The sequence below is a fragment of the Enterobacter sp. RHBSTW-00994 genome (assembly GCF_013782625.1).
Classification (GTDB): Bacteria; Pseudomonadota; Gammaproteobacteria; order Enterobacterales; family Enterobacteriaceae; genus Enterobacter.
This window is the reverse complement of the sequence record NZ_CP056199.1, coordinates 1,120,741-1,145,552: the sequence shown is the minus strand read 5'-3', so window position 1 is coordinate 1,145,552 and position 24,812 is coordinate 1,120,741. Positions and strand designations below refer to the sequence as shown.

Here is a 24,812-nt window from a genome sequence, read left to right as displayed (position 1 = left end):
CAAAGAGAGAGGGTCAGGATGAGGGGAAAATTACTTACGACGCCAGGTGGTTCCCTGCGGGCCGTCTTCCAGAATAATGCCCATCTCAGTCAGACGGTTACGCGCCGCATCTGCCGCCGCCCAGTCTTTCGCCTGACGCGCTTCCAGACGTGCCTTAATCAGGGCTTCGATCTCCGCGACTTCACCCTCATCCGCCTGAGCACCGCTTTGCAGGAACACGTCCGGCTCCTGCTCCAGTAGACCCAGAACGGCAGAAAGCTTACGCAGATGAGAGGCCAGCGCGTTTGCCGCCGCCATATCTTCAGACTTCAGACGGTTTACTTCACGCGCCATGTCGAACAATACGGAGTAGGCTTCCGGGGTATTGAAATCATCATTCATCACCTCCACAAACCTCGCTTCAAAGACCTCGCCACCCGCCGGTGCAGCCGATTTATCCGTACCGCGCAGCGCAGTGTAGAGGCGCTCCAGAGCGGAGCGTGCCTGCTTCAGGTTCTCTTCGCTGTAGTTCAACTGGCTACGGTAGTGACCAGACATCAGGAAATAACGCACCGTTTCCGCATCGTAATATTTCAGCACGTCACGCACGGTAAAGAAGTTATCCAGCGATTTGGACATCTTCTCACGGTCAACCATCACCATTCCGGAGTGCATCCAGTAGTTAACGTACTCGCCACCGTGGGCACAGGTAGACTGCGCGATTTCGTTTTCGTGGTGCGGGAACATCAGGTCAGAGCCGCCACCGTGAATATCGAAATGTTTACCCAGCTGTTTGCAGTTCATCGCAGAACACTCGATGTGCCAGCCTGGACGCCCTTCACCCCACGGGGATGGCCAGCTTGGTTCGCCCTCTTTGGACATCTTCCACAGGACAAAGTCCATCGGATTACGTTTCACGTCGACCACATCGACACGCGCACCGGCCTGCAGTTGATCCAGATCCTGACGGGATAACTGGCCATACGCCGGATCGGTCGGCACGGAGAACATCACGTCGCCGTTATCTGCAACATAGGCATGACCACGTTCAATCAGCTTTTCGGTGATGTCGATAATTTCGTGAATATGGTGGGTCGCACGCGGTTCACTGTCCGGGCGCAGAATATTTAACGCATCAAAATCGTTGTGCATTTCCACGATCATACGATCCACCAGCGCGACAAAGCTTTCGCCGTTTTCATTAGCACGCTTAATGATTTTGTCGTCGATATCGGTGATATTGCGGACGTACTTCAGGTTGTAGCCCAGGAAACGCAGGTAGCGCGAAACAACGTCAAAGGCAACAAAGGTACGGCCATGGCCGATATGACAGAGATCGTAAACCGTAATACCACACACGTACATGCCAACTTCCCCGGCATGGATAGGTTTAAATTCCTCTTTTTGGCGCGTCATTGTATTAAAGATTTTTAACATCGAAGATTCCATGTAAACACGTGTGTGGACGAAAACCGGGTATTCTACCCGTAATTCAAACCTGAAGCAGCACACAATGCAAGGTGATCGCATCCTGTGGTTATGCTATAACAAGCCCCTATATGTGACTCGAACACGGGTCGACGCACCACAATAACGGAACAGGATGCAAAAATGGTTACTTTCCACACTAATCATGGCGATATCGTAATCAAAACCTTTGATGACAAAGCGCCTGAAACAGTTAAAAACTTCCTGGACTACTGCCGCGAAGGTTTCTACAACAACACAATTTTCCACCGTGTGATCAACGGCTTTATGATCCAGGGTGGCGGTTTCGAACCGGGCATGAACCAGAAAGAAACCAAAGAAGCGATCAAAAACGAAGCGAACAACGGCCTGAAAAACACCCGTGGTACGCTGGCAATGGCGCGTACTCAGGCGCCGCACTCTGCAACCGCACAGTTCTTCATCAACGTGGCTGACAACGACTTCCTGAACTTCTCTGGCGAAAGCCTGCAGGGTTGGGGCTATTGCGTATTCGCAGAAGTGGTTGAAGGTATGGACGTTGTTGATAAGATCAAAAGCGTTTCTACTGGCCGCAGCGGTATGCACCAGGACGTTCCTAAAGAAGACGTTGTGATTACAAGCGTGACCGTCAGCGAGTAATTCGTGGCGACACTCTTTATTGCAGATTTGCATCTGCAAACAGAAGAACCGGCGATCACCGCCGGTTTTCTGCGTTTTTTGCGCGGTGAAGCGCAAACCGCCGACGCACTCTATATTCTGGGCGACCTGTTTGAAGCCTGGATCGGCGACGATGATCCCAATCCTCTCCACCGTGAAATGGCTGCCGCCATCAAAGCACTGGTCGATTCCGGTGTCCCTTGCTACTTCATTCACGGTAACCGTGATTTTCTGATCGGCACACGCTACGCCCGTGAAAGCGGTATGACATTACTGCCGGAAGAGCAGGTGCTCGACCTCTATGGCCGCAAGGTACTGATCATGCATGGTGATACACTCTGCACCGACGATACCGGCTACCAGGCGTTTCGCGCCAAAGTCCATACCCCGTGGATCCAAACGCTGTTCCTGGCCCTGCCGCTGTTTATTCGTAACCGTATCGCCGCCAAAATGCGCGCAGGCAGCAAAGCCTCCAACAGCAGCAAATCGATGGCGATAATGGATGTGAATGCTCAGGCCGTTGTCGACGTAATGGAAAAACACCATGTTCAGTGGCTGATCCACGGCCATACCCATCGACCAGATGTACACACTCTGACAACGAATGGCGAACCAGCCCACCGTGTCGTGTTAGGTGCCTGGCACAACGAAGGCTCGATGGTAAAAGTCTCGCCAGACGGCGTTGAGTTGATCGCCTTTCCGTTCTAAACCGGCTTCACATCCCCGTCAATAATCATTCTATTTTTCTGAATAACATCCGCAAATTGTTTCGATTTTAATCACCCCGTGGTCGGCTTATTATTTATCACATCAGGGCAACACGGCCCTAACACAGACAAAACACTTAAGGAATACGACCATGAAATCCATCAAAACTTTCGTTGCAGTTGCCACTCTTTCTCTGATCTCTTTCGGTTCTTTCGCTCAAAGCGTCAGCGCGACTGGCTCAACGCTTGACCGTGCAGAAGCGAAAATTGCGGCCCAGGCTGCTGAACAAGGTGCGTCTTACAAAATCACCAGTGCCCAGTTCAACAACCGTGTTCACATGACTGCAGAACTGACTAAATAAGACGCCTGATTGCCGTGCCGCCAGTAAACAGACCCGCGACAGCGACAATACGATGAGTAAGGAACGGAAAATGAAAAACATCAGCATCGTGAGCACCCTGCTTCTGACCGCAGTCCTGTCCACTGGCGCGATAGCGGCAGAGCATCGCTTCTCTACCCCTGAAGCAGGCTCGAATATTGACACCACAGTGCAGAACCATATTGATGTCAGTCGCGCCTTCGAAAAAGAGAGCCTGACTGCAGGCAATCTCCTGTAAAAACCGCATAAGCCCAAGCCGAACTGACCGCCCAACTGCGGTCAGTTTTATATTGGAAAGAAGACAACTCCGCCCTAACATTCACCGCGCAACCGTTTTCCTTGCCTGTATTACATGCTATTCTCTGTGCCCTCAACGCAGTGTGTTTCGCACCACAGGAGTTTTAAGACGCATGTCTTCCCGCAATAATCCGGCGCGTGTCGCCATCGTGATGGGGTCCAAAAGCGACTGGGCTACCATGCAGTTCGCCGCCGAAATCTTCGAAATCCTGGATGTTCCTCACCACGTTGAAGTGGTTTCCGCACACCGTACACCTGACAAGCTGTTCAGCTTTGCCGAAAGTGCAGAAGCGAACGGCTACGAAGTGATCATTGCCGGTGCTGGCGGTGCAGCACACCTGCCAGGCATGATTGCCGCCAAAACACTGGTTCCGGTATTGGGTGTTCCCGTGCAGAGCGCTGCATTAAGCGGTGTTGATAGCCTTTACTCCATCGTTCAGATGCCACGCGGGATCCCGGTTGGTACGCTGGCCATTGGTAAAGCGGGTGCGGCAAACTCCGCCCTACTGGCGGCCCAAATCCTCGCCACGCGCGACAAAGCATTGCATCAGCGTCTGCTGGACTGGCGTAAAGCCCAGACCGATGACGTGCTGGATAACCCGGATCCACGAGGTGCGGCATGAAACAGGTTTGCGTCCTCGGTAACGGCCAGCTCGGCCGTATGCTACGTCAGGCCGGTGAACCACTGGGCATTACCGTCTGGCCTGTCGGACTGGATGCCGAACCCGAAGCCGTTCCCTTTCAGCAAAGCGTGATCACCGCCGAGATCGAGCGCTGGCCGGAAACCGCCCTGACGCGTGAACTGGCACGCCACAATGCCTTCGTTAACCGCGATGTCTTCCCAATCATTGCCGACCGTCTGACGCAAAAGCAGCTGTTCGACAAATTAGGCCTGGCAACCGCACCGTGGCAATTGCTGGCTGACAAAAGTGACTGGAATGACGTTTTTGCCATGCTGGGCAAGCTGGCGATCGTAAAGCGCCGTGTCGGTGGCTATGACGGTCGCGGTCAATGGCGTTTACGCGAGAACGAAACCGCCGAACTCCCGGACGACTGCTACGGCGAGTGCATCGTTGAGCAAGGCATCAACTTTAGCGGCGAGGTGTCTCTGGTAGGCGCGCGCGCCCACGATGGCAGCACCGTGTTCTATCCGCTGACCCATAACCTGCATCAGGACGGTATTCTGCGCACCAGCGTTGCCTTCCCGCAAGCCAATGCGGCACAGCAAACGCAGGCAGAAGAGATGCTCTCTGCCATCATGCATGAGCTGGGTTACGTCGGTGTCATGGCAATGGAGTGCTTTATCACTCCCGCCGGTCTGCTGATCAACGAACTGGCGCCACGTGTACACAACAGCGGCCACTGGACGCAAAATGGCGCATCCATCAGTCAGTTTGAGCTGCATCTGCGCGCCATTACTGACCTGCCGCTGCCACAGCCGGTGGTAAATAGCCCCTCAGTGATGATTAACCTGATTGGAACCGATCTGAATTATGACTGGCTCAAGTTACCGCTGGTACACCTGCACTGGTACGACAAAGAGGTACGTCCAGGCCGGAAAGTGGGTCACCTTAATCTGAACGATATCGACACGGGTCGTCTGAGCGCTACGCTGGAAGCCATTATCCCGCTGCTGCCGCCAGAGTACGCCAGCGGTATTGTCTGGGCTCAATCAAAGCTTAAATAGTTCGCTTACCCTCATAATTCGCGTTTCAGTAAGGCGACAAGCGAGTGGCTCCCCAGGAACGTAATAAATACGTGACTGGGGTGAACGAGCGCAGCCAACGCATTTGAAACGTGAATTATGACGGGTAAGTTGATCTTCCCCTTCCCCGGCGTAAAATTCCCGCCCATTGTTGCTCAGTTTTCTTCTGGAAGAACCATGAACGATGGAACGGACTATCGCGCGATCCTCGCATCCGATACCCCTTTAATCGACGTTCGCGCGCCGATCGAATTTACGCAGGGTGCGATGCCCGCTGCAATCAATCTGCCCTTAATGAACGACGACGAGCGTGCCGCCGTGGGTACATGCTATAAACGCCAGGGACCAGAAGCAGCCCTCGCTCTCGGCCACAGTCTGGTTCAGGGGGAACTCCGTGAGAGCAGAATCAGCGCCTGGCGCGATGCCTGTCTGGCGAATCCTGACGGATATCTCTGCTGCGCACGGGGCGGTCAGCGTTCGCATATTACCCAGGCATGGCTGAAAGAAGCCGGTGTGCATTACCCGCTGATTGCAGGAGGTTATAAGGCCCTGCGTCAGGCCGCCATTCAGGTAACGCAGGAGCAAACGCAAAAACCCATGGTGCTGATTGGCGGTTGTACCGGTAGCGGTAAAACCCTGCTGGTGAAGCAACATGTTGACGGCATCGATCTGGAAGGGCTGGCCCATCACCGGGGCTCGTCGTTTGGCCGCACCCTGACACCGCAACTGTCGCAGGCGAGTTTTGAAAACCAGCTGGCAGTGGCGCTGTTAAAAAAAGATGCTGCACGCTGGGTGCTGGAAGATGAAGGCCGGATGATTGGTTCTAACCATCTGCCAGAGTGTTTGCGCGATCGCATGGTGCAGTCATCAATCGTCGTGGTGGAAGACCCGTTCGACATCCGCCTTGAACGCCTGCGTGAAGAGTATTTCGAACGCATGTGGCAGGCATTTTCCTCCGCATATGGCGAAGAGGCTGGCTGGACAGCGTATAGCGACTACCTGCATCACGGCCTGTTTGCCATTCGCCGCCGCCTGGGGCTACAGCGTTTTGCTGACCTGAGCGCACGGCTAGACGACGCACTCATCGAGCAGCAGCGCACAGGCCGTACCGAGGCGCACTATGCCTGGCTTGCGCCACTGCTCAATGACTATTACGACCCGATGTACCGTTATCAGCTTGAGAAAAAAACCAACAACATTGTTTTTCGGGGCTCGTTTAACGACGTGGCCGCCTGGCTGGCGGCCTGATATTCAGTGCCTGTCGCGCTTGTCGGCGCGTTTCGCCAGCCAGTCGCCAACCATCTGAACAATCTGTACCAACACAATCAGCGCGATAACCGTCACCACCATCACCTGGGTTTCATACCGGTAATAGCCGTAGCGGATCGCCAGATCCCCGACGCCCCCCCCGCCGACAATCCCTGCCATCGCGGAATAACCAATCAGGCTCACCAGCGTAATGGTTAATCCGCGCAGCAATCCGGCACTCGCTTCAGGCAAGAGTACCGTGCAGATGATTCGCATCGGGCTTGCACCGAATGCTTCTGCGGCTTCAATAATCCCTTTATCAACCTCCCGCAAGGCGCTGTCCACCAGCCGGGCATAAAAGGCGATAGCGGCGACAGAAAGGGGAACGGATGCCGCAATCGGCCCAATGGTATTCCCCAGCAGGAACTGCGTTAACGGCAGCAACAGCACCAGTAAAATCACAAATGGCACAGAGCGAATGATGTTCACCAGCACCGAACTCACCAGATAGACCGCCCGGTTTTGCCAGAACAGGTTTCTGTCGGTAACGAAGATCAGAAAGCCCAGTGGCAACCCGCCAACAATCGCCAGCACCGTTGAGATGCTCAGCATCTGGAAGGTTTCGTTAAACGCCAGACCCAGATCGGCCAGTAAATCATCCACGGATCACCTCCACCTGCGCGGTACGAATGCGGATATGCTCGACAGCCGCGTCCACGGCTGGCGGATTGTGCGGCGCAGTCAGTTGCACCACCAGAATGCCCAGCGCACGCTCGCCAATATATTCAATTTTGCCGTGCAGGATATTCACCGCCACACCAAATTTCACCGCCACCTCAGACAAAACCGGCTGCTCGGCTGAATCGCCAATAAACAGAATCTTGAGCAACTGACCCGGCAGATGCTGCTGCAAACGCTCCGGCAAGGTCAGGTTCAGGGTGTGTGATACCAGCTGCTGTGTAAACGGGTGCTGCGGGTGTGCGAAGACGTCGAAAACATCTCCCAGTTCCACAACTTCACCGCCGGACATGACCGCCACACGATCGCAAATCGATTTAATCACATTCATTTCATGGGTGATCAGTACGATCGTGATCCCCATCTGCTGGTTGATCTGCTTCAGCAACGCCAGAATGGTGGCAGAGGTTTCGAGATCCAGCGCCGAGGTTGGTTCGTCACACAGTAAGACATCCGGATGATTCGCGATCGCGCGCGCAATTCCCACGCGCTGTTTTTGCCCGCCGCTCAGTTGTGCCGGATAGCGGCTGGCTTTATCGCTTAGCCCCACAAGAGCCAGGATCTCCGCCACGCGCGGCGCGATGTTGCTGGATTCCCATCCCGCCGCCTTCAGGCTAAACGCAACGTTCTGCGCCACGGTACGGGTATGCATCAGGTTGAAATGCTGGAAAATCATCCCGATACGCTGGCGCGCTTTGCGCAGGTTAGCGCCATCCAGCGCAGAGATTTCCACACCGTTGATACTGACGCTGCCAGAACATGGACGCTGAAGCGCATTCAGGGTTCTCAGCAATGTGCTTTTGCCTGCCCCGCTCGTGCCAACAATACCGAAAATTTCCCCTGCGGCAATACGCAGACTGACGTCTGATACCGCGCGGGTGGAAGGCCCACGTCCTGTCTGGAAATCGACGCACACCTTGTCTAACTCAATCATGACTACCTCAGAAATGCCAAAAGGGCAGCCGTTGCTGCCCTGTTATACACCGGCGTGATACTTACTTTGCCGTCATCCAGTCTGGTTTCTGGAATGCGTTGTACACGTTATTAGGATCGTCGATGACCGCGCGATAAGCCGGAGACTTCACGACCTCGACAATATCTTTCGCGAAAGGCTTATCCGCATCTTCGCTGCGTACTGCAATGATATTTTTCAGATTTTCGTCGAGATGTTCCTGTGCAATCGCGCTGGAGAGTTTCAGCCCTGCGGCGATCGCAAAGTTACCGTTTACCAGCGAAGCGGTCACGCCATCCAGCGTACGCGGTAATTGCGCGGCTTCAAGTGGCTTAAAGACCAGACCTTTCGGGTTGCTGGCAATATCACGCTCAGAGGCTTTCGTTGGGTCAATATTGTCTTTGATGGTGATAAGACCCAGCGACTGCAGGAAACGCAGACCGCGAGCCAGATTAGTCGGATCATTTGAGAGTGTGATTATGTCGCCCTTTTTCAACTCATCCAGGCTTTTGATCTGGCGAGAGTAGAAACCCATTCCTGCTGTCGGTACGCTCAGCAATTTCGTCAGCTTCAGCCCTTTATCCGCGGTAAATTTATCGAAATAGAGTGAATGCTGGAACAGGTTGGCATCAATACTGCCGTTAGACAGCGCCATATTTGGCTGTACGTAGTCGCTAAACTCACGTACCACAACCTTGTACCCTTTCTCTTTGAGAGACGGCGCAATCGCCTGCTTGACCATGTCTCCATACGGGCCTGGTGCGACACCAAACACGATGGTGTGTGGATCGCTGTTAGCGTGGGCAGCCTGCAAACCGCAGACCAGTAAAAGCGCAGCGGCTGCGGCGCGAAGTGTGTGGCGCAATCCCATAACATCTCCCTTTCAAAGCTGTGTTGCGTGTGCGGTGCGCCGTACGATGCGACGCAGTTATTCATTAACATGACACAGATCGCACACCTCTGTCCTTGAAATTATTTCATGATATTGCTGAATATGTCTTTGAATGTACTGAAGAAGGGATATGCGAATTTCAGGAATAGAGAGCAATACTTCGGGAAAGGCGATCGCACATAAAAAAGGCCGGAAAGCGCTCACGCTTATCCGGCCTGCAGGACTTTCCTCTCCCTTTTAGGGAGAGGGTCAGGATCAGAAGTCGTAACGCAGACGGACCAGGTTCATATCGCCCAGATCGTCGGTGCTGGAGGTGAATACGTGTTCGTAATCCACACGGAAACCGTAATCCAGCTGGAAGCTGATACCTACGCCGTTATCGATGCGCTGGTAGTTACGACCGTTCGCATATTCGATACGGTCACCCATGAAGTAAGGCTGGATGGATTTAACCGCATACTGACCGATTGGGAATTTGTAACCTGCGAAGTATTCAATACCCCATGCGTCACCAGCAAAGTAGTTATTCGTTGAGACTTTTTTGGTGGTCATGAAGTTCTGATACCAGCCGCCGCCAGCAGAGAAGGTCCAGTTATCTGGTGTCCAGCTCAACGCAGTACCTACGATGTTCTGATCATAGGTTTTGCTGTCGCCGTTTTCAGGGTTACGCATATCTGCGCGGGTGTAGTTCCATGCTGCGCCCCAGGTCAGATCATCGGTCAGGTGATAATCCAGACCCAGTGAACCACCGCCTTTACGTTTGTAACGCAGGCCATTGCCTGGCAGGTATTCGCTGTCTTCAAACAGATAGGATGCATAGATGTCTGCATCGCCTACCGTTTTCTTATATTTCAGCATCTGGCGTGAACGGTAAGTCCCGTCGTAGTCGCCGTTGATACCGTTAGCTGATGCCTGGCCAATCATGTCGTAGTCCCAGATATCAGTTTTCGCACCCACCACATCGTAGTAAACGCTGTTCTGTTGACCGAAGGTCAGCGTACCCCAGGTATCGCTTTTCAGACCGGTGTACAGCATACGACGGGAAGTGTTGTTTGCGCCTTCTGCATAGTGGTTATCCCAGTCGAACAGCGCAGGAATGTTCACACCCAGCTCGTAGTAGCTTACCCAGCTGATGTCATCAAACAGATAGTAATCTGCTGCGAAACGGAAACGCGTACCGCCGTCGAAACCGTTACGTTTGTAGGAGCCTTTGTCGCCATCGCCCGTCATCATGTTGAACTGAGGACGAATACTGCCGCCAACGGTGAAGTTCAGACGGCTCAGCGGGTTACCTGCCTGGGGATCTTGTTTAAGAACAGTGAGTTCCGCCTGGGATGCGAAAGACGTCAATGCCACTGCTGCGCCGATCGTTGTCGCCAGCGCTGTTTTTTTTATAGTCATTATATTTCCTTGATAGACACGCTGCTAAATATTTAGCAGGTGAATATTAACTGGAAATAATATGGCTGTGTGGGCGGGTTTTTAATGATTTGTGCTACTAAAAGTAGAGGTATTACCTATTTGTGCTACTAAATGATTACGCACCAGTATATAAACCGGCGCGCAATCATCACGGATGGGAATTAACTCACAAACTGGCGGAACAGCGCCTTGCCTTTTAAGAGCCGGATGCCAAGCCAGCCGCCGCACAGCGACAACAACACCGCACCACAGATTGGCAAGGTAAACCAGAGCCGCCAGTCAGGCTCCCACGGGAAGTCAAACACTCTGGTTTGCAGTACTGCCAGCGCCGTTTCTGCGCCAATGGCCGCGACCAGACCTGCCACCAGTCCCAACAGGGCGAATTCACACCACAAGGTGGCGCGCAGCAGGCGTTTACCCGCACCCAGTGTGCGATACACCACCAGTTCCTGATGGCGCTGACGCATCCCGACCTGAACCTGCGCCAACAGTAATAGCCCCCCGCAAATCGTCACCAGAACAACCATCACCTCCAGGGCGCGACTCACCTGATCCAGCACCTGTCCTACCTGTTTCAGGATCGCCCCAATATCGAGCAAACTCACCGTCGGGAATTCACGGTTAAGCTGCGTCAACATGCCATTGCCGTTCTCCCAACGGAAACTGGTAAGCCAGCTCTGAGGTTGCCCGTCCAGCGCCCCTTCCGGGAAAATAAAGAAGAAGTTCGGACGTAAACTTTCCCAGTCGACCTTACGCAGGCTCGTGACTGTGGCGCTAAAGTCTTGCGTATCTCCGGTGAACGTCACCTTGTCGCCCAGCCCGACATTCAGCCGCTTCGCCAGCCCCTCTTCCATCGAGACCTCCCCTGCTTTTGGCGGCCAGGTTCCGGCGGTAATCGGGTTATGATCCGGACGCTGACTCTGCCAGGTCAGGTTCAGCTCACGGTTGAGCGATTCATCCTGATTTCCCTCCGTTGTCTGGCCGTTGATTTGCGTCAGACGCGCGCGAACAATCGGATAGAACGACTCCGGCACAATCTGGTGCTCAGAGAGAAACGCCTTCAGCGGTGTCACCTGCTCGGGCGCAATGTTGATCAGAAAGTAGTTCGGGCTCTCCGGTGGGAGTTGCTGTTGCCAGCGCTCCAGCAAATCCCCCCGCAATACCAGCAACAGTGCCAGCAGCATAAACGACAGGGAAAATGCCGAAAGCTGGCTCAGGGTTGACCAGGGCTGACGCAATAAACGATTGATTGCCAGACGCACAGGCAGCGATTTCACCGTCAGCCCTTTCAGCACATTAAGCAGCATCCAGCCCAGCACGCCACACAGCAGCGCCAGCACGACAGCGCCCGCCAGAACAGCCCACAGCAGCGTGCTGCCGCCCATCAACCAGGCCAGAAGCCCTACCGAAACAGCCACAATAATGGGCAGATAAAACTTCAGCGGCCAGACGTTCGCCACCACATCACGGCGGAGAACACGCAGAGGTTGTGTCGCCAGGAGCAGGCGATAAGGACGCAACCCCACCAACAGTGAAATCACCACCATTGCTCCAATGGCCCAGAGCCACGGCCACAGGCTGGCCGGGGGGAGAGCCGCAGGCAAAACGGGTTTAAGCAACACCATTAGCACATTTTCGAACAACAGCCCCATCGCCCCACCAGTAACCGCCGAGAGCGCCAGCACCATCAACCACTGGCCGACAATCAGCTTACGTAGCTGCACCCTGCCCGCACCGAGCGTTTTGAGGATTGCCACCAGGTCATAGCGGCTGCGGCAATAGTGTCCCATAGCAACGGCCACCGCGGCCACCGCCAGCAGCAGTGTTAACAGTGCCGAGAGCAGCAGGAACTGCTGAGAACGTTCAAGCGATTTGCCGAGCGCGCCCTCATCCTGTTCCAGCCCGTACCAGCGGTGTTCCGGTTTAAGCTGCGGCAACAGCCATTTTTCATAAGATTCAAGCTGTGCAGGCGTACCGCCAAATTTATAGCGCCAGGTCACGCGGCTTCCTGGCTGTACCGCATTGGTTTTCGCAACGTCAGCCGTGTTCATCAGCAAACGCGGCGCAAGCTGGAACGGATTAAAACCAGAGTCGGGCTCCTGAACCACTTCACCGGCAATTTTCAGCGTGGCATCGCCGACGTCAATGTTATCGCCCGTTTTCAGGTTCAGTAAGGCCATCAAGCGGGGAGCCAGCAGCACCGTGCCGGGTTCAGGTTTTAGACCCGGCGGGCTGGTTTGCAGTTCGCCATACATCGGGTAGATATTATCGACAGCTTTAACGCTGGCCAGTTGTGGCATATCACCCGCAAATGTCATGGTCTGGAAACTGAGCTGCTCGCTCACTTTCAGTCCCTGCTTGCTGGCCTCGGTTATCCAGGCTTGCGGCACTTCCCGCGAGCTTTGCAGCGCCCGATCTCCCGCCATAAACTCACGGCTTTGCTGGCTTAAGCCCTTCTCCATGCGATCGCTGACGCTACCAAGCGCCAGCACGCATGCCACCGCCAGGCTCAACGCCAGCCAGACAATCAGCAGCGAGGGTGAGCGCCATTCGCGCCAGAACCAGCGGGCGATCATGCTTCCTCCTGCAAAAGACCGTTCACCAGCCGCAGACGGCGATCGCAACGCGCCGCCAGTTGTGGATCGTGAGTCACCAGAATCAACGTTGTGCCGTGCTCACGGTTCAGTGAAAAGAGCAGATCGGCAATTTTATCTCCCGTCTGACGGTCAAGATTGCCGGTTGGCTCATCGGCAAACAGCACCTCAGGGCGGCCATTGAAGGCCCGCGCCAGCGCGACGCGCTGTTGCTCACCGCCGGAAAGCTGCGCCGGAAGATGGTCAAGACGTTTTCCCAGACCCAGTTGTTCCAGCAATGCTTTGGCGTGATCGCGGCTCTGGCGGGTATTTTCACCGCGTAGCAGGCCCGGCAACTCTACGTTTTCCTGCGCGTTGAGGGTAGGGATCAGCATAAATGACTGAAAGACAAACCCAATATGTCTGGCACGCAGTGCGGCACGCGCCTCTTCATCAAGCGAGTGCAGCGGCTGGCCGACCAGGTTGACCTCTCCGCTACTGCCGTCATCCAGACCGGCCAGAATCGCCAGCAGGGTGGATTTCCCGGAACCGGATTCGCCTATCAGCGCGATGGTTTCAGCGCGTTTGACAACGAGTTCAACTCCGGTGAGGATGGAAAGCTGGTGTTCACCCTGACCGACGGACTTCTTAAGACGATGAACTTCAACAATGTTTTCCGCTGGCATTTGCCCTTCCTGTTTTTGATTCTGATGACTTTCCGCGCGGCGGCTGCGGACACAATTCTCGTTCTGGGCGACAGCCTGAGTGCGGGCTATCGGATGGCCGCCAACGCGGCGTGGCCTGCACTGCTGAATGATAAATGGCAGGCAAAAACACCGGTCGTCAACGGCAGTATTAGCGGCGATACCTCGCAACAGGGGTTGTCACGTCTGCCTGCATTACTCAAACAACATCAACCGCGCTGGGTGCTGGTCGAGTTAGGTGGTAACGATGGGCTACGCGGCTTCCAGCCACAACAAACGGAACAAACGCTACGCACCATATTGCAGGATATTAAGGCGGCGAATGCAAAACCGCTGCTCATGCAAATTCGTCTGCCCGCCAACTATGGTCGTCGGTATAATGAAGCCTTTAGCGCGATCTACCCTAAGCTTGCCAAAGAGTTTGATATTCCGCTGCTGCCATTTTTCATGGAAGAGGTCTATCTGAAACCCCAATGGATGCAAGACGATGGTATTCACCCCAATCGCGATGCTCAGCCGTTTATTGCCGACTGGATGGCGACACGACTGGCTCCCTTAGTTAAACATGACTCTTAATCCAGTGGAGATCCTGACAGGTAAAGTTATGCAAAAATCGGTCTTAATAACAGGATGTTCCAGCGGAATTGGCCTTGAAAGCGCCCTTGAATTAAAACGCCAGGGATTTTGGGTACTGGCCGCTTGCCGTAAACCCGAAGACGTCGACCGCATGAACGGCATGGGTTTTACGGGCGTATTACTGGATCTGGATTCCCCGGAAAGCATTGAACGTGCCGCCGATGAAGTGATAGCGCTGACCAACAACTGTTTGTTCGGCCTGTTCAATAATGCCGGTTTCGGCGTGTACGGCCCACTTCAGACCATCTCCCGTGAACAACTGGAGCAACAGTTTTCCGCCAACTTCTTTGGCGTGCATCAGCTCACTATGCGCCTGCTGCCCGCCATGCTGCCGCACGGTGAAGGACGTATCGTGATGACCTCCTCCGTGATGGGATTAATTTCAACGCCGGGTCGTGGCGCTTACGCCGCCAGTAAATATGCGCTGGAAGCCTGGTCTGATGCATTACGCATGGAGTTACGCCATAGCGGTATCAAAGTGAGCCTGATAGAGCCAGGCCCTATCCGCACGCGCTTTACGGACAACGTCAACCAGACTCAGTCCGATAACCCGGTAGAAAATCCCGGCATTGCGGCACGTTTTACCCTGGGGCCAGAGGCGGTTGTCGCCAAAGTACGACATGCTTTTGAGAGTGAACGTCCAAAATTGCGTTATCCGGTCACACTGGTGACCCATGCCGTCAGCCTGTTAAAGCGCCTGTTACCCGGCCGCATGATGGATAAAATTTTACGCGGGTGAGTTGAAGCGTCACGCCTTACCCCCATGTACTTATCAAACTGATAACTGAGAATGCCGTATGTCCGTACAGAATATTGTCAACATTACCGAAGCGAACCTGCATCAGACGCTTGAACAGTCGATGACAAAACCCGTGCTGTTCTATTTCTGGTCTGAACGTAGCCAGCACTGTCTGGAGCTGACACCCGTGCTGGAACGTCTTGCCGCTCAGTACAATGGTCAATTCATCCTGGCAAAACTGGACTGTGATGCCGAGCAGATGGTGGCTTCACAGTTTGGTCTGCGAGCCATTCCAACCGTTTATGTGTTCCAGAATGGTCAGCCTGTTGATGGCTTCCAGGGCCCACAACCTGAAGAAGCGATCCGCGCCCTGCTGGACAAAGTACTGCCGCGCGAAGAGGAGCTGAAAGCACAGCAGGCACTCGCACTGATGCAGGAAGGCAAACACGACGAAGCGCTGCCGCTGCTGAAAGACGCCTGGCAGTTGTCGAACCAGGATAGCCAGATTGGCCTGTTGCTCGCGGAAACGCAGATTGCGCTGCACCGTTCTGACGATGCCGAAGCTGTGCTGAAGACGATCCCAATGCAGGATCAGGATACGCGTTATCAGGGACTGGTAGCGCAAATTGAGCTGTTGAAACAGGCCGCGGATACACCGGAAATTCAGCTTTTGCAGCAACAGGTTGCTGACAAGCCGGATGACGCTGCACTGGCGAGCCAACTGGCGCTGCAACTGCATCAGGTTGGTCGCAACGAAGAGGCGCTGGAGTTGTTGTTCAGCCACCTGAAGAAAGATTTGGCGGCAGCCGATGGTCAGGCTCGTAAGATGTTCCAGGAGATCCTGGCTGCGCTTGGTACAGGCGATGCACTGGCGTCGACATACCGTCGTCAACTGTACGCCCTGCTCTATTGATAAAAAAAGCCCGGCGGCGCTACGCTACCGGGCGTTAAAAACCGACGATCAGTCTGTTTTTTTCAACTGCGTCACCACCAGTTGATGCCGCGAGTTATAGAACTTCCGATAGGTTAAATAGCAGGCAATAATGGTCGACAGGCTGGCCGTAGAGAGCAGCATAAACGTCACCATAATCTGATACTTAATCGCTTTTACCGGATCGATCCCGGCAAAAATCAGCCCCGACATCATTCCCGGTAAACTCACCAGACCAACCGTTTTCGCCGAATCCACCGTTGGGATCAGCGAGGAACGAATGCTGTCGCGGATAAGCCGTGCTGAAGCCACTTTGGGTGTCGCCCCCAGGCTTAGCTTCTCCTGGAGTTGCTGCTGCTCACTGCTGAAACGTTGCCCCAGATTGTTGTAGCACAACCCCACCGCGACCATCGCGTTACCGGCAATCATCCCGGAGATGGGGATCACCTGCATGGGGGTAAACTCAATTGAGCCGGACAGTACCAACACGGCCAGTGTCAGCGCGGTTCCTGTGGTGATGGCGATAAATGAAGAGATAAATGCTTTATCGATATACTTGCTGCGCTTCTGCGCATTCCAGGCCGCATTAAAGCAAATAAAGAGCACCATCAGCAGCGTCAGTACCGCGTGATTGACGTTGAATATGTACTTCAGCACGTAACCAACGATGATGAGCTGAATCACCGCCCGGCAGATACTCCACAAAATGTCTTTTTCCAGCCCCAGCTTCTCACGATGACTCACCACAATCGCCACCAACACCAGCACCATCGACAGCGCCAGAGATTCGTTGGTTATATTATGCTCACCCACGGTTCGCCTCCTGCATTTTCCCGCCCTGCGGCTGAAGTGTAATTACATCATCCGCATGGGTAATTTCGTTTGAATCGTGCGTCACCCAGAGCACAGCGATGTTTTGCTCACGGGCGTAGCGGTGGATGATGTCATTTACATTGCGCTTATTGTTGTCATCCAATGCACTGGTGATTTCGTCCAGCAGCAGCACCTTCGGTAAAAACTGCAGGTTGCGAATTAATGAGACGCGCTGTTTTTCCCCGCCAGACAACTCAGTAACAGACTTCGTCAATGTGTCCGACGGCAAGCCAAATCGCTCCAGATCGGCAATCAGTCTTTCTGGCTCGGGCGATTTAGCGCGCAGTTGCCACGGGAAGATCAGATTGTCATAAACCGTCTCACCAAACAGAGAAGGTGTTTGCACGCAATAGGAGACCTGCTGGCGGTAATTTTCCGGGGAAAGCGTGGCAATATCTTTCCCTTCAAAGAGAATTGTTCCCTCAGTTGGGCTGAGCAAAGAGGCGATGATCTTAAGAAGTGTGCTTTTTCCGCACCCCGAAGGGCCGGTTATCAGTTTAAATTCACCCGGTGAAAGGCAAAAATCGACGTGCTGCAGGATCGTGTTTTTGCCCACACGATATCCAACATCCTTGATATGCAAAATGACCTGTTTGTCGTTCATATTTTTTCCAGTACCCACACCTGCCACAAAGACTTATTCAAGACTTAAACGCCATTTTCCTTTTCATATCCATCAGGCAGTCTCACTTAAGTAACGTTAATGCAATGATTCAGGAAAGAGATAGCCCAGTGCCCTTATGGAAAACGGCCAGTAAAACATCTATCACACCTGAACATACTGACATGAAATTCATTATTTGTGATCGTACCACAGCGATATGGTGTGGCGCGAATAGCCTCCGACAATGAGTAATGTTAGTATTTTCGCAGATAAATAGTCATTCCTATCCCTACAGGAAGTATCCAGCATGACACATATTTTTTATGAGTTCTCTTCACTTAAACCTGGTGTTCCTACTGTAGAAACATTAATGGAAGTCATCAATTCTTCGGAACTCACGCGTTTTGTCATAGGTGCAGAGGTTGTCGATTTCGTCAAAAAAGCGTTGATCGTTAATACCACCATTAGCAGCTTTAAGAATTGCCGGTTTGCCTTTGATAACGGCGCACATTTTATTGAATTTGACAGTAAAGGAAAATCAAGGCGTTTTAGCGACGTTCCGGATTGGTTCGTTTCCCCTGCCGAGTTTGCACGTTCTCAGTGGCTCATTAACCATAAACTCGCCGACGTTCACGCCACAGAATTTGTTGATGTCTTAATGTCCTTTCCACTTAAAGAGCGCCGCGCACATTGCAACTTACTGTTTGGACTGGATCTACATAAAACGGGGGTTGTACCAACGGTCCCTGCAACGACCAGCAATCTCGGCAATAAGAAGGGCAAAACCACCAAGCCCAAAATTGTCGATCTGGGTTCATTTGAACTGTTCCGTCAATTCTTTGAACGCATGAAAGAGGCGGTTTTTGCCGACCAGTTCCCAACCTTACAGGTACTCACAGGCATCAATAATCTAGCCAAAGCGCCACAAGCGTTAAAACAAGGGATCAGAACCTGGTTTAAAGCCATCGCAGGCGATTTGCCGCCAAATAACAAACGCGTGGAAGCGGGAAATGCGCTACTGTTTTGCGCCCCCATTCGCGAGCAGATCCGACAAATTGAGGCCCTGGGACTCGAAAAATATTATCAGGGTTTATCCCGGGCGATCGCCGAGGCAGACGAGTCGTTTATCACTGACTTTTCTTATACTCCTCCTGAACGCTGAATCATCAGAATAAGGACAACATGGCCTATCGCCCCCCTCTTTACAGGGGCGAATTTCCAGCCATTAGCCGATATACTGACATACAACACACACAATATTTATCTTCTCACGGCATGCAAAACAGGAGGTTTTTATGCTCATTGTTATTCCCGTCCTTATTTTCGTTGCGCTGGTGATTGTTGGTGCAGGTGTCAAAATCGTCCCTCAAGGTTATCAATGGACCGTTGAACGCTTTGGCCGTTACACCAATACCTTGCAGCCGGGCTTAAGTATTATTGTCCCCTTCATGGACAGAATAGGCCGAAAGATCAATATGATGGAACAGGTGCTGGATATTCCATCCCAGGAAATCATCTCCAAGGATAACGCCAACGTTACCATTGATGCTGTCTGCTTTATCCAGGTCATCGACGCCCCTAAAGCGGCGTATGAAGTGAGCAATCTGGAACTGGCTATCGTCAACCTGACAATGACGAATATCCGTACCGTTCTCGGTTCTATGGAGCTGGACGAAATGCTCTCTCAACGCGACAGCATCAACACCCGCCTGCTGCATATTGTCGACGAAGCGACCAATCCGTGGGGTATTAAAGTCACCCGTATTGAGATCCGCGATGTGCGTCCACCCGCAGAACTTATCGCCTCCATGAACGCGCAGATGAAAGCCGAACGAACCAAACGCGCCTATATCCTTGAAGCCGAAGGAGTGCGCCAGGCTGAGATCCTGAAAGCTGAAGGGGAAAAACAGTCGCAGATACTGAAAGCTGAAGGCGATCGTCAGTCGGCATTCTTACAGGCTGAAGCGCGTGAACGTTCTGCTGAAGCCGAAGCGCGTGCTACCCAAATGGTTTCCGAGGCTATTGCTGCGGGCGATATCCAGGCGGTTAACTACTTTGTCGCGCAAAAATATACTGATGCCCTGAAAGAGATTGGCTCTGCGAATAACAGCAAAGTGGTGATGATGCCGCTGGATGCCAGCAGCCTGATGGGGTCTATTGCCGGGATCGCTGAACTGATCAAAGACAGTGGAAACGAGCGTAAAAAATGATCGAGCTGATTGTCGCACATCCGCATGCATTCTGGCTGAGCCTCGGGGGGCTTCTGCTGGCAGCTGAAATGTTGGGGGGGAATGGTTACCTGCTCTGGAGCGGTGTGGCTGCGGTGATCACCGGGCTTTTAGTCTGGCTGTTGCCGTTTGGCTGGGAATGGCAAGGCGCATTGTTCGCCGTACTCACCCTGGCAGCGGCCTGGTTATGGTGGCGCTGGCTGAATCGGCAGGTGAAAGAGCAAAAACCCGCAGACGCCAGACTCAACCAGCGTGGACAGCAGATCATCGGCAAACGTTTTACGCTGGACACAGCACTGGTTAACGGGCGTGGGCATATGCGCGTAGGTGATAGTTCATGGCCAGTGGTGGCCGATGATGACCTCAGCGCAGGCACACACGTCGAGGTCATTGCCGTAGAAGGCATTACGCTGCGGGTCAAAGCCTGCTAAGCATTTGCCTTACGATGGCAGCAGCCGGAAAGATTGTCGATTATCGGGCAATCGGCGCTGTCATCTCCAGGGCATGAATCTGCCAGCCCCAGCAGTTGTTCACGCATAGCCTGCAACTCTGTGATATGGCGTTCGATCTCTGCCACCTTCTCCAGCGTGCGTTTTTTCACGTCAGCGCTATGGCGTTTTGGATCGTTGAACAGATGAACCAGCTCACCGCATTCTTCAAGATTGAACCCCACCTGCCTTGCCTGACGGAGTAACGTCAGTTCATCAAGATGCAGTTGCGTATAGCTACGGTAGCCATTTTCGCTACGCAGTGGCGGCGTCACCAACCCTTTTTCTTCATAAAAGCGAATCGCTTTGCTGGTTAACCCTGTTTTTTTCGCAACGTCGCTGATATTCACATTTCCCCCTTGACCTTCCCCTTGATGGAAGGTTTAACCTTCATAACTGTCAGGTAAAAACATTATGTCGGTCAATAACTGACCAACGCATTATACGGGAGTTTTGTTATGTCTCACACTATTGATCTGACACTGGATGGCCTCTCCTGCGGCCACTGTGTCAAACGTGTCAAAGAAAGCCTGGAACAGCGCCCTGATGTGGAGAGCGCAGATGTCACTATCGATCACGCTGCAATTACCGGTAGCGCCAGTGCCGATGCACTTATCGACACCATCAAGCAAGCCGGTTATGGAGCGGAGCTGAGCCACCCAAAGGCTAAACCGCTGGCAGAGTCATCACTCCCGTCGGAAGCACTGACAGCGGCCCCTTCTGAGCTTCCGGTAGCTGATGATATTGATGACAGCCAACAGTTGTTGATCAACGGCATGAGCTGCGCCAGCTGTGTCTCCAGGGTACAGAATGCATTGCAGGCCGTACCCGGCGTCGCACAGGCACGGGTCAATCTTGCGGAGCGTACTGCGCTTGTGATGGGCAGTGCCTCTGCAGCAGATTTAGTTCAGGCGGTCGAAAAAGCAGGCTATGGCGCAGAGGCTATCGAAGATGACCTCAAACGCCGCGAACGTCAGCAGGAAACAGCCGTCGCCACCATGAAACGCTTCCGCTGGCAGGCAATTGTCGCACTGCTGGTCGGTATTCCGGTGATGGTGTGGGGGATGATGGGTGACAACATGATGGTCACCGAGCACAACCGCACGCTGTGGCTGGTGATTGGTTTGATGACTCTTGGCGTGATGGTTTTCGCCGGCGGTCATTTCTATGCCAGTGCCTGGAAGAGCCTGAAAAATCGCACCGCCACCATGGATACACTGGTCGCACTGGGAACGGGTGCTGCATGGTTATACTCGATGAGCGTTAACGTCTGGCCGCAGTGGTTCCCGATGGAAGCGCGTCACCTTTATTATGAAGCCAGCGCGATGATCATCGGCCTGATTAACCTGGGCCATATGCTTGAAGCCCGCGCACGCCAGCGCTCATCAAAAGCGCTGGAACGCCTGCTCGACTTAACCCCACCGTCTGCCCGTGTCGTAACTGAAGACGGTGAGAAAACCGTGCCGCTGGCAGAGGTTCAGCCCGGCATGACGCTGCGTCTGACCACGGGAGATCGCGTCCCCGTCGACGGTGAAATCACCCAGGGCGAAGCCTGGCTTGATGAAGCCATGCTGACCGGGGAGCCCATCCCACAGCAAAAAACACAAGGGGATGCGGTCCACGCCGGTACGGTTATGCAGGACGGCAGCGTGCTGTTTCGCGCCAGTGCCGTGGGCAGCTACACCACGCTGTCGCGCATTATTCGTATGGTTCGTCAGGCACAAAGCAGTAAGCCGGAGATCGGCCAGCTTGCCGATAAGATTTCCGCTATTTTTGTCCCTGTCGTGGTGGGCATTGCGCTGCTGAGTGCGGCCATCTGGTATGTCTTCGGCCCTGCGCCGCAGATTGTCTACACGCTGGTAATTGCAACCACGGTACTGATTATCGCCTGCCCTTGCGCGTTAGGGCTGGCCACGCCAATGTCGATTATCTCCGGCGTCGGGCGTGCCGCCGAGTTTGGCGTTCTGGTTCGTGATGCGGACGCCCTGCAACGCGCCAGTACGCTTGATACCGTCGTTTTTGATAAAACCGGCACACTGACAGAAGGCAAACCGCAGGTTGTGGCCGTCAACACGATTGATCTTTCTGAAGCAGAGGCATTGCGTCTTGCGGCTGCTCTGGAGCAAGGTTCCAGCCATCCACTGGCTCGCGCCATTCTCGATAAAGCGAACGAGTCTAACCTTCCACAGGTAAGCAACTTCCGTACCCTGCGCGGATTGGGCGTTAGTGGGGAAGCCGAAGGATACACACTGCTGCTGGGTAATCAGGCGTTGCTGAATGAAAATGGCATTGATACCGCGGCCCTGGACGATGTCCTCAAAAATCAGGCTGCGCAGGGTGCGACTCCCGTTTTGCTGGCGGTTAATGGTAAGGCGGCAGCCCTGTTCGCCATTCGCGATCCGTTACGCCAGGACAGCGTGAAAGCTCTGAAGCGTTTGCACCGCGCAGGCTACCGTCTGGTGATGCTGACGGGTGATAATCCAACCACGGCCAATGCCATTGCCAAAGAAGCGGGCATTGATGAGGTGATTGCAGGCGTGTTGCCCGATGGTAAAGCCGACGCCATTAAGTCATTGCAACGCCAGGGTCACCAGGTGGCGATGGTCGGTGATGGCATCAATGACGCTCCAGCGCTGGCACAGGCTGACGTCGGCATCGCCATGGGCGGTGGCAGCGATGTGGCCATTGAAACGGCTGCCATTACTCTGATGCGTCACAGCCTGATGGGGGTTGCAGATGCACTGGCTATTTCCAAAGCAACGTTACGTAACATGAAGCAAAACTTGTTGGGCGCCTTTGTCTATAACTCGCTTGGCATCCCGATTGCCGCAGGGATCCTGTGGCCTCTGACCGGGACATTGCTCAATCCGGTCGTCGCTGGCGCGGCAATGGCGCTCTCCTCTATCACCGTGGTCAGTAACGCAAACCGTTTACTGCGGTTTAAACCGAAAGATTGAACCTTCTTCTCCTACGCGCTAGCATGAATTTTTCCATTCATGGAGCGCGTATGAGTCTGTTTCAACGTATAAAAGCATCGTTTCGCGCACGATTCCCGCGTCGTTACGCCTGGCCTGGAATGGATATTAACCTGCCTGGCGGGCAACATCTGCATCTGGTGGGCAGCATTCATATGGGGACTCGTGATATGTCGCCGCTGCCGCCTCCCTTGCTCAAATTGTTGCGCAAAGCCGACGCCCTGGTTGTCGAAGCCGATATCTCCGGCAGTGAATCACCGTTTGCGGACCTGGATCTTCCCCCACCGCTGAGTGAGCGCCTGAACGATACACAGCGTGTTGAACTGGAACGCGTCGCTGATGAACTGGGACTATCGATCTCCATGCTGGAAACACAGCCTTTGTGGCAAATCGCTATGGTGCTTCAGGCGACACAAGCGCAACGGCTGGGGTTGCGGGGCGAATACGGGGTTGATTATCAGTTGCTGAATGCCGCCCGGGCGCGCAACCTGCCAATCATTGAACTGGAAGGGGCGCAGAGCCAGGTCGCGCTATTGCGTCAGTTGCCGGAAGACGGCCTGCTGCTGCTGGATGACACCCTGACCCACTGGCACACTAACGCACGTTTATTGCAGGTCATGGTGAGTTGGTGGCTTGATACGCCCCCAACAAACGGTAAGCCAGAATTACCCGCAACCTTCAGCCAGTCGTTGTATGATGTCCTGATGAACGAACGCAACCTGGCCTGGCGACACACGCTTCATGCCCTGCCTGCGGGGAATTATGTTGTTGCGGTTGGCGCACTGCATTTGTACGGAGAAGGGAATTTGCCGTCACTGTTGATGTAAAAAAATGGCCAATATTTCTATTGGCCCGTCAAAGAGGAATTTCATCGTTATTATTATGCCGAAGGAGACCTTCGGTTGAGCCGATTGTCGCTCAAAGTGACCATCACTGCCAATACTATTGCGCAAGATGGTGCTATTTTTTAGACAAACGTCAGGCGTATGCTCTGCACATTAATTGTCTGTCGTAAGAAGGATAGCTATGACTCCCGCCGTTAAATTACTCGAAAAAAACAACATTTCCTTCCACATTCACACCTACGATCACGATCCAAACGAGACAAACTTTGGTGACGAGGTGGTGCGCAAACTGGGGCTGAATGCCGATCAGGTCTACAAAACGCTGCTGGTTGCGGTAAACGGGGATATGAAACACCTCGCTGTTGCCGTCACGCCCGTTGCCGGACAACTCGATCTGAAGAAAGTCGCTAAAGCACTTGGCGCAAAAAAGGTCGATATGGCCGACCCGATGGTTGCGCAACGCACGACAGGCTACCTGGTAGGTGGGATCAGTCCTCTGGGGCAGAAAAAACGTCTGCCGACACTGATTGACGCGCCTTCTCAGGAATTTGCCACCATCTATATTTCTGGTGGAAAGCGTGGGCTGGATATCGAACTGGCAGCAAGCGATCTCGCCAAAATACTCGATGCCAAATTTGCCGATATCGCGCGTAGGGATTAGTTATTTCCCGGAGAGCGCGTTATTAGTGAAGACAGTCTGGACGCGGACAGGAACCGGAGCGTACACAGAGTACGTGAAAATTCCGGGCACTGTCCGCGAACAAAATAGCGT

Annotated in this window: 26 protein-coding genes; 16 read left to right on the top strand and 10 right to left on the bottom strand. The window is 53.6% G+C overall.

Going from position 1 to position 24,812, the window contains the following annotated elements; all coding sequences use genetic code 11:
- Positions 1-30 precede the first annotated feature (30 nt).
- Positions 31-1,416 (bottom strand): cysteine--tRNA ligase, encoded by a 1,386-nt coding sequence (gene cysS / locus HV346_RS05370; RefSeq protein WP_181622534.1) that lies wholly within the window; start codon positions 1,414-1,416, stop codon positions 31-33.
- 174 nt (positions 1,417-1,590) lie between these two features.
- On the opposite strand from cysS, the gene ppiB reads away from it, so the two are divergent.
- From ppiB to mnmH, 7 genes are all read left to right on the top strand, one after another.
- Positions 1,591-2,085: a peptidylprolyl isomerase B gene (ppiB, locus tag HV346_RS05365; protein WP_181622533.1), complete on the top strand. Its 495-nt coding sequence runs from the start codon at positions 1,591-1,593 to the stop codon at positions 2,083-2,085.
- A gap of 3 nt (positions 2,086-2,088) precedes the next feature.
- Positions 2,089-2,811, top strand: a complete 723-nt coding sequence (lpxH, locus tag HV346_RS05360; RefSeq protein WP_181622532.1) for a UDP-2,3-diacylglucosamine diphosphatase — start codon at positions 2,089-2,091, stop codon at positions 2,809-2,811.
- A 151-nt stretch (positions 2,812-2,962) separates the two neighbouring features.
- A complete protein-coding gene (locus HV346_RS05355) occupies positions 2,963-3,172 on the top strand; it encodes a YdgH/BhsA/McbA-like domain containing protein (RefSeq protein ID WP_181622531.1) in 210 nt (69 codons plus the stop codon).
- 70 nt (positions 3,173-3,242) lie between these two features.
- A complete protein-coding gene (locus HV346_RS05350) occupies positions 3,243-3,428 on the top strand; it encodes a hypothetical protein (protein WP_181622530.1) in 186 nt (61 codons plus the stop codon).
- A 172-nt stretch (positions 3,429-3,600) separates the two neighbouring features.
- Positions 3,601-4,110, top strand: coding sequence for a 5-(carboxyamino)imidazole ribonucleotide mutase (purE, locus tag HV346_RS05345; protein WP_181622529.1), 510 nt, complete (start codon positions 3,601-3,603; stop codon positions 4,108-4,110).
- Positions 4,107-5,174 carry a 5-(carboxyamino)imidazole ribonucleotide synthase gene (purK, locus tag HV346_RS05340; protein ID WP_181622528.1) on the top strand — a complete coding sequence of 356 codons (1,068 nt, stop codon included), beginning with the start codon at positions 4,107-4,109 and terminating at the stop codon, positions 5,172-5,174. Before purE ends, purK begins: the two co-directional genes overlap by 4 nt.
- A 195-nt stretch (positions 5,175-5,369) precedes the next feature.
- The gene (gene mnmH, locus HV346_RS05335) at positions 5,370-6,440 is read left to right on the top strand and encodes a tRNA 2-selenouridine(34) synthase MnmH (RefSeq protein WP_181622527.1); all 1,071 of its coding nucleotides are present in this window, start codon (positions 5,370-5,372) and stop codon (positions 6,438-6,440) included.
- Positions 6,441-6,443: 3 nt separating this feature from the next.
- On the opposite strand, the gene HV346_RS05330 is transcribed toward mnmH, so the two are convergent.
- From HV346_RS05330 to ybbA, 6 genes are all read right to left on the bottom strand, one after another.
- Positions 6,444-7,103 carry a methionine ABC transporter permease gene (locus HV346_RS05330; RefSeq protein WP_181622526.1) on the bottom strand — a complete coding sequence of 220 codons (660 nt, stop codon included), beginning with the start codon at positions 7,101-7,103 and terminating at the stop codon, positions 6,444-6,446.
- Complete coding sequence (sfbB, locus tag HV346_RS05325; protein WP_181622525.1) at positions 7,096-8,112, bottom strand: virulence-associated ABC transporter ATP-binding protein SfbB; 1,017 nt, start codon at positions 8,110-8,112, stop codon at positions 7,096-7,098. The genes HV346_RS05330 and sfbB overlap by 8 nt, the downstream gene beginning before the upstream one ends.
- Positions 8,113-8,173: 61 nt before the next feature.
- Positions 8,174-9,001 carry a MetQ/NlpA family ABC transporter substrate-binding protein gene (locus HV346_RS05320; protein WP_181622524.1) on the bottom strand — a complete coding sequence of 276 codons (828 nt, stop codon included), beginning with the start codon at positions 8,999-9,001 and terminating at the stop codon, positions 8,174-8,176.
- 276 nt (positions 9,002-9,277) lie between these two features.
- Positions 9,278-10,423 carry a porin gene (locus HV346_RS05315; protein ID WP_181622523.1) on the bottom strand — a complete coding sequence of 382 codons (1,146 nt, stop codon included), beginning with the start codon at positions 10,421-10,423 and terminating at the stop codon, positions 9,278-9,280.
- A 182-nt stretch (positions 10,424-10,605) separates the two neighbouring features.
- A complete protein-coding gene (gene ybbP / locus HV346_RS05310) occupies positions 10,606-13,020 on the bottom strand; it encodes a putative ABC transporter permease subunit YbbP (protein WP_181622522.1) in 2,415 nt (804 codons plus the stop codon).
- A complete protein-coding gene (gene ybbA / locus HV346_RS05305) occupies positions 13,017-13,703 on the bottom strand; it encodes a putative ABC transporter ATP-binding protein YbbA (protein WP_181622521.1) in 687 nt (228 codons plus the stop codon). The genes ybbP and ybbA overlap by 4 nt, the downstream gene beginning before the upstream one ends.
- Between ybbA and tesA the strand changes: the two genes are divergently transcribed.
- From tesA to HV346_RS05290, 3 genes are read left to right on the top strand one after another with little or no spacing between them, the layout of a single operon-like run.
- Positions 13,674-14,297 (top strand): multifunctional acyl-CoA thioesterase I/protease I/lysophospholipase L1, encoded by a 624-nt coding sequence (gene tesA, locus HV346_RS05300; RefSeq protein WP_181622520.1) that lies wholly within the window; start codon positions 13,674-13,676, stop codon positions 14,295-14,297. The genes ybbA and tesA overlap by 30 nt on opposite strands.
- Positions 14,298-14,325: 28 nt before the next feature.
- A complete protein-coding gene (locus HV346_RS05295; RefSeq protein ID WP_220131482.1) occupies positions 14,326-15,096 on the top strand; it encodes an SDR family oxidoreductase in 771 nt (256 codons plus the stop codon).
- A 58-nt stretch (positions 15,097-15,154) separates the two neighbouring features.
- Positions 15,155-16,009 carry a co-chaperone YbbN gene (locus HV346_RS05290; RefSeq protein WP_181622518.1) on the top strand — a complete coding sequence of 285 codons (855 nt, stop codon included), beginning with the start codon at positions 15,155-15,157 and terminating at the stop codon, positions 16,007-16,009.
- Between the two features lie 48 nt (positions 16,010-16,057).
- Here the strand turns inward: HV346_RS05290 and fetB are convergent, their stop codons facing one another.
- Together fetB and fetA are read right to left on the bottom strand one after the other, a co-directional pair.
- On the bottom strand, positions 16,058-16,840 hold the full coding sequence (gene fetB, locus HV346_RS05285; RefSeq protein WP_181622517.1) for an iron export ABC transporter permease subunit FetB: 783 nt from the start codon (positions 16,838-16,840) through the stop codon (positions 16,058-16,060).
- Positions 16,833-17,504: an iron ABC transporter ATP-binding protein FetA gene (fetA, locus tag HV346_RS05280; protein WP_181622516.1), complete on the bottom strand. Its 672-nt coding sequence runs from the start codon at positions 17,502-17,504 to the stop codon at positions 16,833-16,835. Before fetA ends, fetB begins: the two co-directional genes overlap by 8 nt.
- 307 nt (positions 17,505-17,811) lie before the next feature.
- On the opposite strand from fetA, the gene HV346_RS05275 reads away from it, so the two are divergent.
- The 3 genes from HV346_RS05275 to HV346_RS05265 all read left to right on the top strand — a co-directional run bounded on the left by HV346_RS05275 (position 17,812) and on the right by HV346_RS05265 (position 20,163).
- Entirely contained in the window at positions 17,812-18,666 is an 855-nt protein-coding gene (locus HV346_RS05275) for a hypothetical protein (RefSeq protein WP_181622515.1), read from the top strand.
- 133 nt (positions 18,667-18,799) lie between these two features.
- Positions 18,800-19,714 carry an SPFH domain-containing protein gene (locus HV346_RS05270; RefSeq protein ID WP_181622514.1) on the top strand — a complete coding sequence of 305 codons (915 nt, stop codon included), beginning with the start codon at positions 18,800-18,802 and terminating at the stop codon, positions 19,712-19,714.
- On the top strand, positions 19,711-20,163 hold the full coding sequence (locus HV346_RS05265; RefSeq protein ID WP_181622513.1) for an NfeD family protein: 453 nt from the start codon (positions 19,711-19,713) through the stop codon (positions 20,161-20,163). The genes HV346_RS05270 and HV346_RS05265 overlap by 4 nt, the downstream gene beginning before the upstream one ends.
- Here HV346_RS05265 and cueR read toward each other — a convergent pair.
- Entirely contained in the window at positions 20,160-20,570 is a 411-nt protein-coding gene (gene cueR / locus HV346_RS05260; RefSeq protein ID WP_181622512.1) for a Cu(I)-responsive transcriptional regulator, read from the bottom strand. The genes HV346_RS05265 and cueR overlap by 4 nt on opposite strands.
- Before the next feature lie 108 nt (positions 20,571-20,678).
- On the opposite strand from cueR, the gene copA reads away from it, so the two are divergent.
- The 3 genes from copA to ybaK all read left to right on the top strand — a co-directional run bounded on the left by copA (position 20,679) and on the right by ybaK (position 24,701).
- Positions 20,679-23,177 carry a copper-exporting P-type ATPase CopA gene (copA, locus tag HV346_RS05255; protein WP_181622511.1) on the top strand — a complete coding sequence of 833 codons (2,499 nt, stop codon included), beginning with the start codon at positions 20,679-20,681 and terminating at the stop codon, positions 23,175-23,177.
- A gap of 50 nt (positions 23,178-23,227) precedes the next feature.
- The gene (locus HV346_RS05250; protein ID WP_181622510.1) at positions 23,228-24,022 is read left to right on the top strand and encodes a TraB/GumN family protein; all 795 of its coding nucleotides are present in this window, start codon (positions 23,228-23,230) and stop codon (positions 24,020-24,022) included.
- A gap of 199 nt (positions 24,023-24,221) precedes the next feature.
- A complete protein-coding gene (ybaK, locus tag HV346_RS05245; RefSeq protein ID WP_181622509.1) occupies positions 24,222-24,701 on the top strand; it encodes a Cys-tRNA(Pro)/Cys-tRNA(Cys) deacylase YbaK in 480 nt (159 codons plus the stop codon).
- Positions 24,702-24,812: the final 111 nt, after the last annotated feature.

Coding starts and splice junctions, on each gene's coding strand:
- ybaK (WP_181622509.1), top strand. CDS start 24,222: ATGACTCCCGCCGTTAAATTACTCGAAAAAAACAACATTTCCTTCCAC.
- copA (WP_181622511.1), top strand. CDS start 20,679: ATGTCTCACACTATTGATCTGACACTGGATGGCCTCTCCTGCGGCCAC.
- fetA (WP_181622516.1), bottom strand. CDS start 17,504: ATGAACGACAAACAGGTCATTTTGCATATCAAGGATGTTGGATATCGT.
- tesA (WP_181622520.1), top strand. CDS start 13,674: ATGAACTTCAACAATGTTTTCCGCTGGCATTTGCCCTTCCTGTTTTTG.
- ppiB (WP_181622533.1), top strand. CDS start 1,591: ATGGTTACTTTCCACACTAATCATGGCGATATCGTAATCAAAACCTTT.
- purK (WP_181622528.1), top strand. CDS start 4,107: ATGAAACAGGTTTGCGTCCTCGGTAACGGCCAGCTCGGCCGTATGCTA.
- ybbP (WP_181622522.1), bottom strand. CDS start 13,020: ATGATCGCCCGCTGGTTCTGGCGCGAATGGCGCTCACCCTCGCTGCTG.
- HV346_RS05315 (WP_181622523.1), bottom strand. CDS start 10,423: ATGACTATAAAAAAAACAGCGCTGGCGACAACGATCGGCGCAGCAGTG.
- HV346_RS05265 (WP_181622513.1), top strand. CDS start 19,711: ATGATCGAGCTGATTGTCGCACATCCGCATGCATTCTGGCTGAGCCTC.
- HV346_RS05270 (WP_181622514.1), top strand. CDS start 18,800: ATGCTCATTGTTATTCCCGTCCTTATTTTCGTTGCGCTGGTGATTGTT.
- ybbA (WP_181622521.1), bottom strand. CDS start 13,703: ATGCCAGCGGAAAACATTGTTGAAGTTCATCGTCTTAAGAAGTCCGTC.
- purE (WP_181622529.1), top strand. CDS start 3,601: ATGTCTTCCCGCAATAATCCGGCGCGTGTCGCCATCGTGATGGGGTCC.
- mnmH (WP_181622527.1), top strand. CDS start 5,370: ATGAACGATGGAACGGACTATCGCGCGATCCTCGCATCCGATACCCCT.
- sfbB (WP_181622525.1), bottom strand. CDS start 8,112: ATGATTGAGTTAGACAAGGTGTGCGTCGATTTCCAGACAGGACGTGGG.
- HV346_RS05350 (WP_181622530.1), top strand. CDS start 3,243: ATGAAAAACATCAGCATCGTGAGCACCCTGCTTCTGACCGCAGTCCTG.
- HV346_RS05290 (WP_181622518.1), top strand. CDS start 15,155: ATGTCCGTACAGAATATTGTCAACATTACCGAAGCGAACCTGCATCAG.
- HV346_RS05295 (WP_220131482.1), top strand. CDS start 14,326: ATGCAAAAATCGGTCTTAATAACAGGATGTTCCAGCGGAATTGGCCTT.
- HV346_RS05355 (WP_181622531.1), top strand. CDS start 2,963: ATGAAATCCATCAAAACTTTCGTTGCAGTTGCCACTCTTTCTCTGATC.
- cysS (WP_181622534.1), bottom strand. CDS start 1,416: ATGTTAAAAATCTTTAATACAATGACGCGCCAAAAAGAGGAATTTAAA.
- HV346_RS05320 (WP_181622524.1), bottom strand. CDS start 9,001: ATGGGATTGCGCCACACACTTCGCGCCGCAGCCGCTGCGCTTTTACTG.
- HV346_RS05250 (WP_181622510.1), top strand. CDS start 23,228: ATGAGTCTGTTTCAACGTATAAAAGCATCGTTTCGCGCACGATTCCCG.
- HV346_RS05275 (WP_181622515.1), top strand. CDS start 17,812: ATGACACATATTTTTTATGAGTTCTCTTCACTTAAACCTGGTGTTCCT.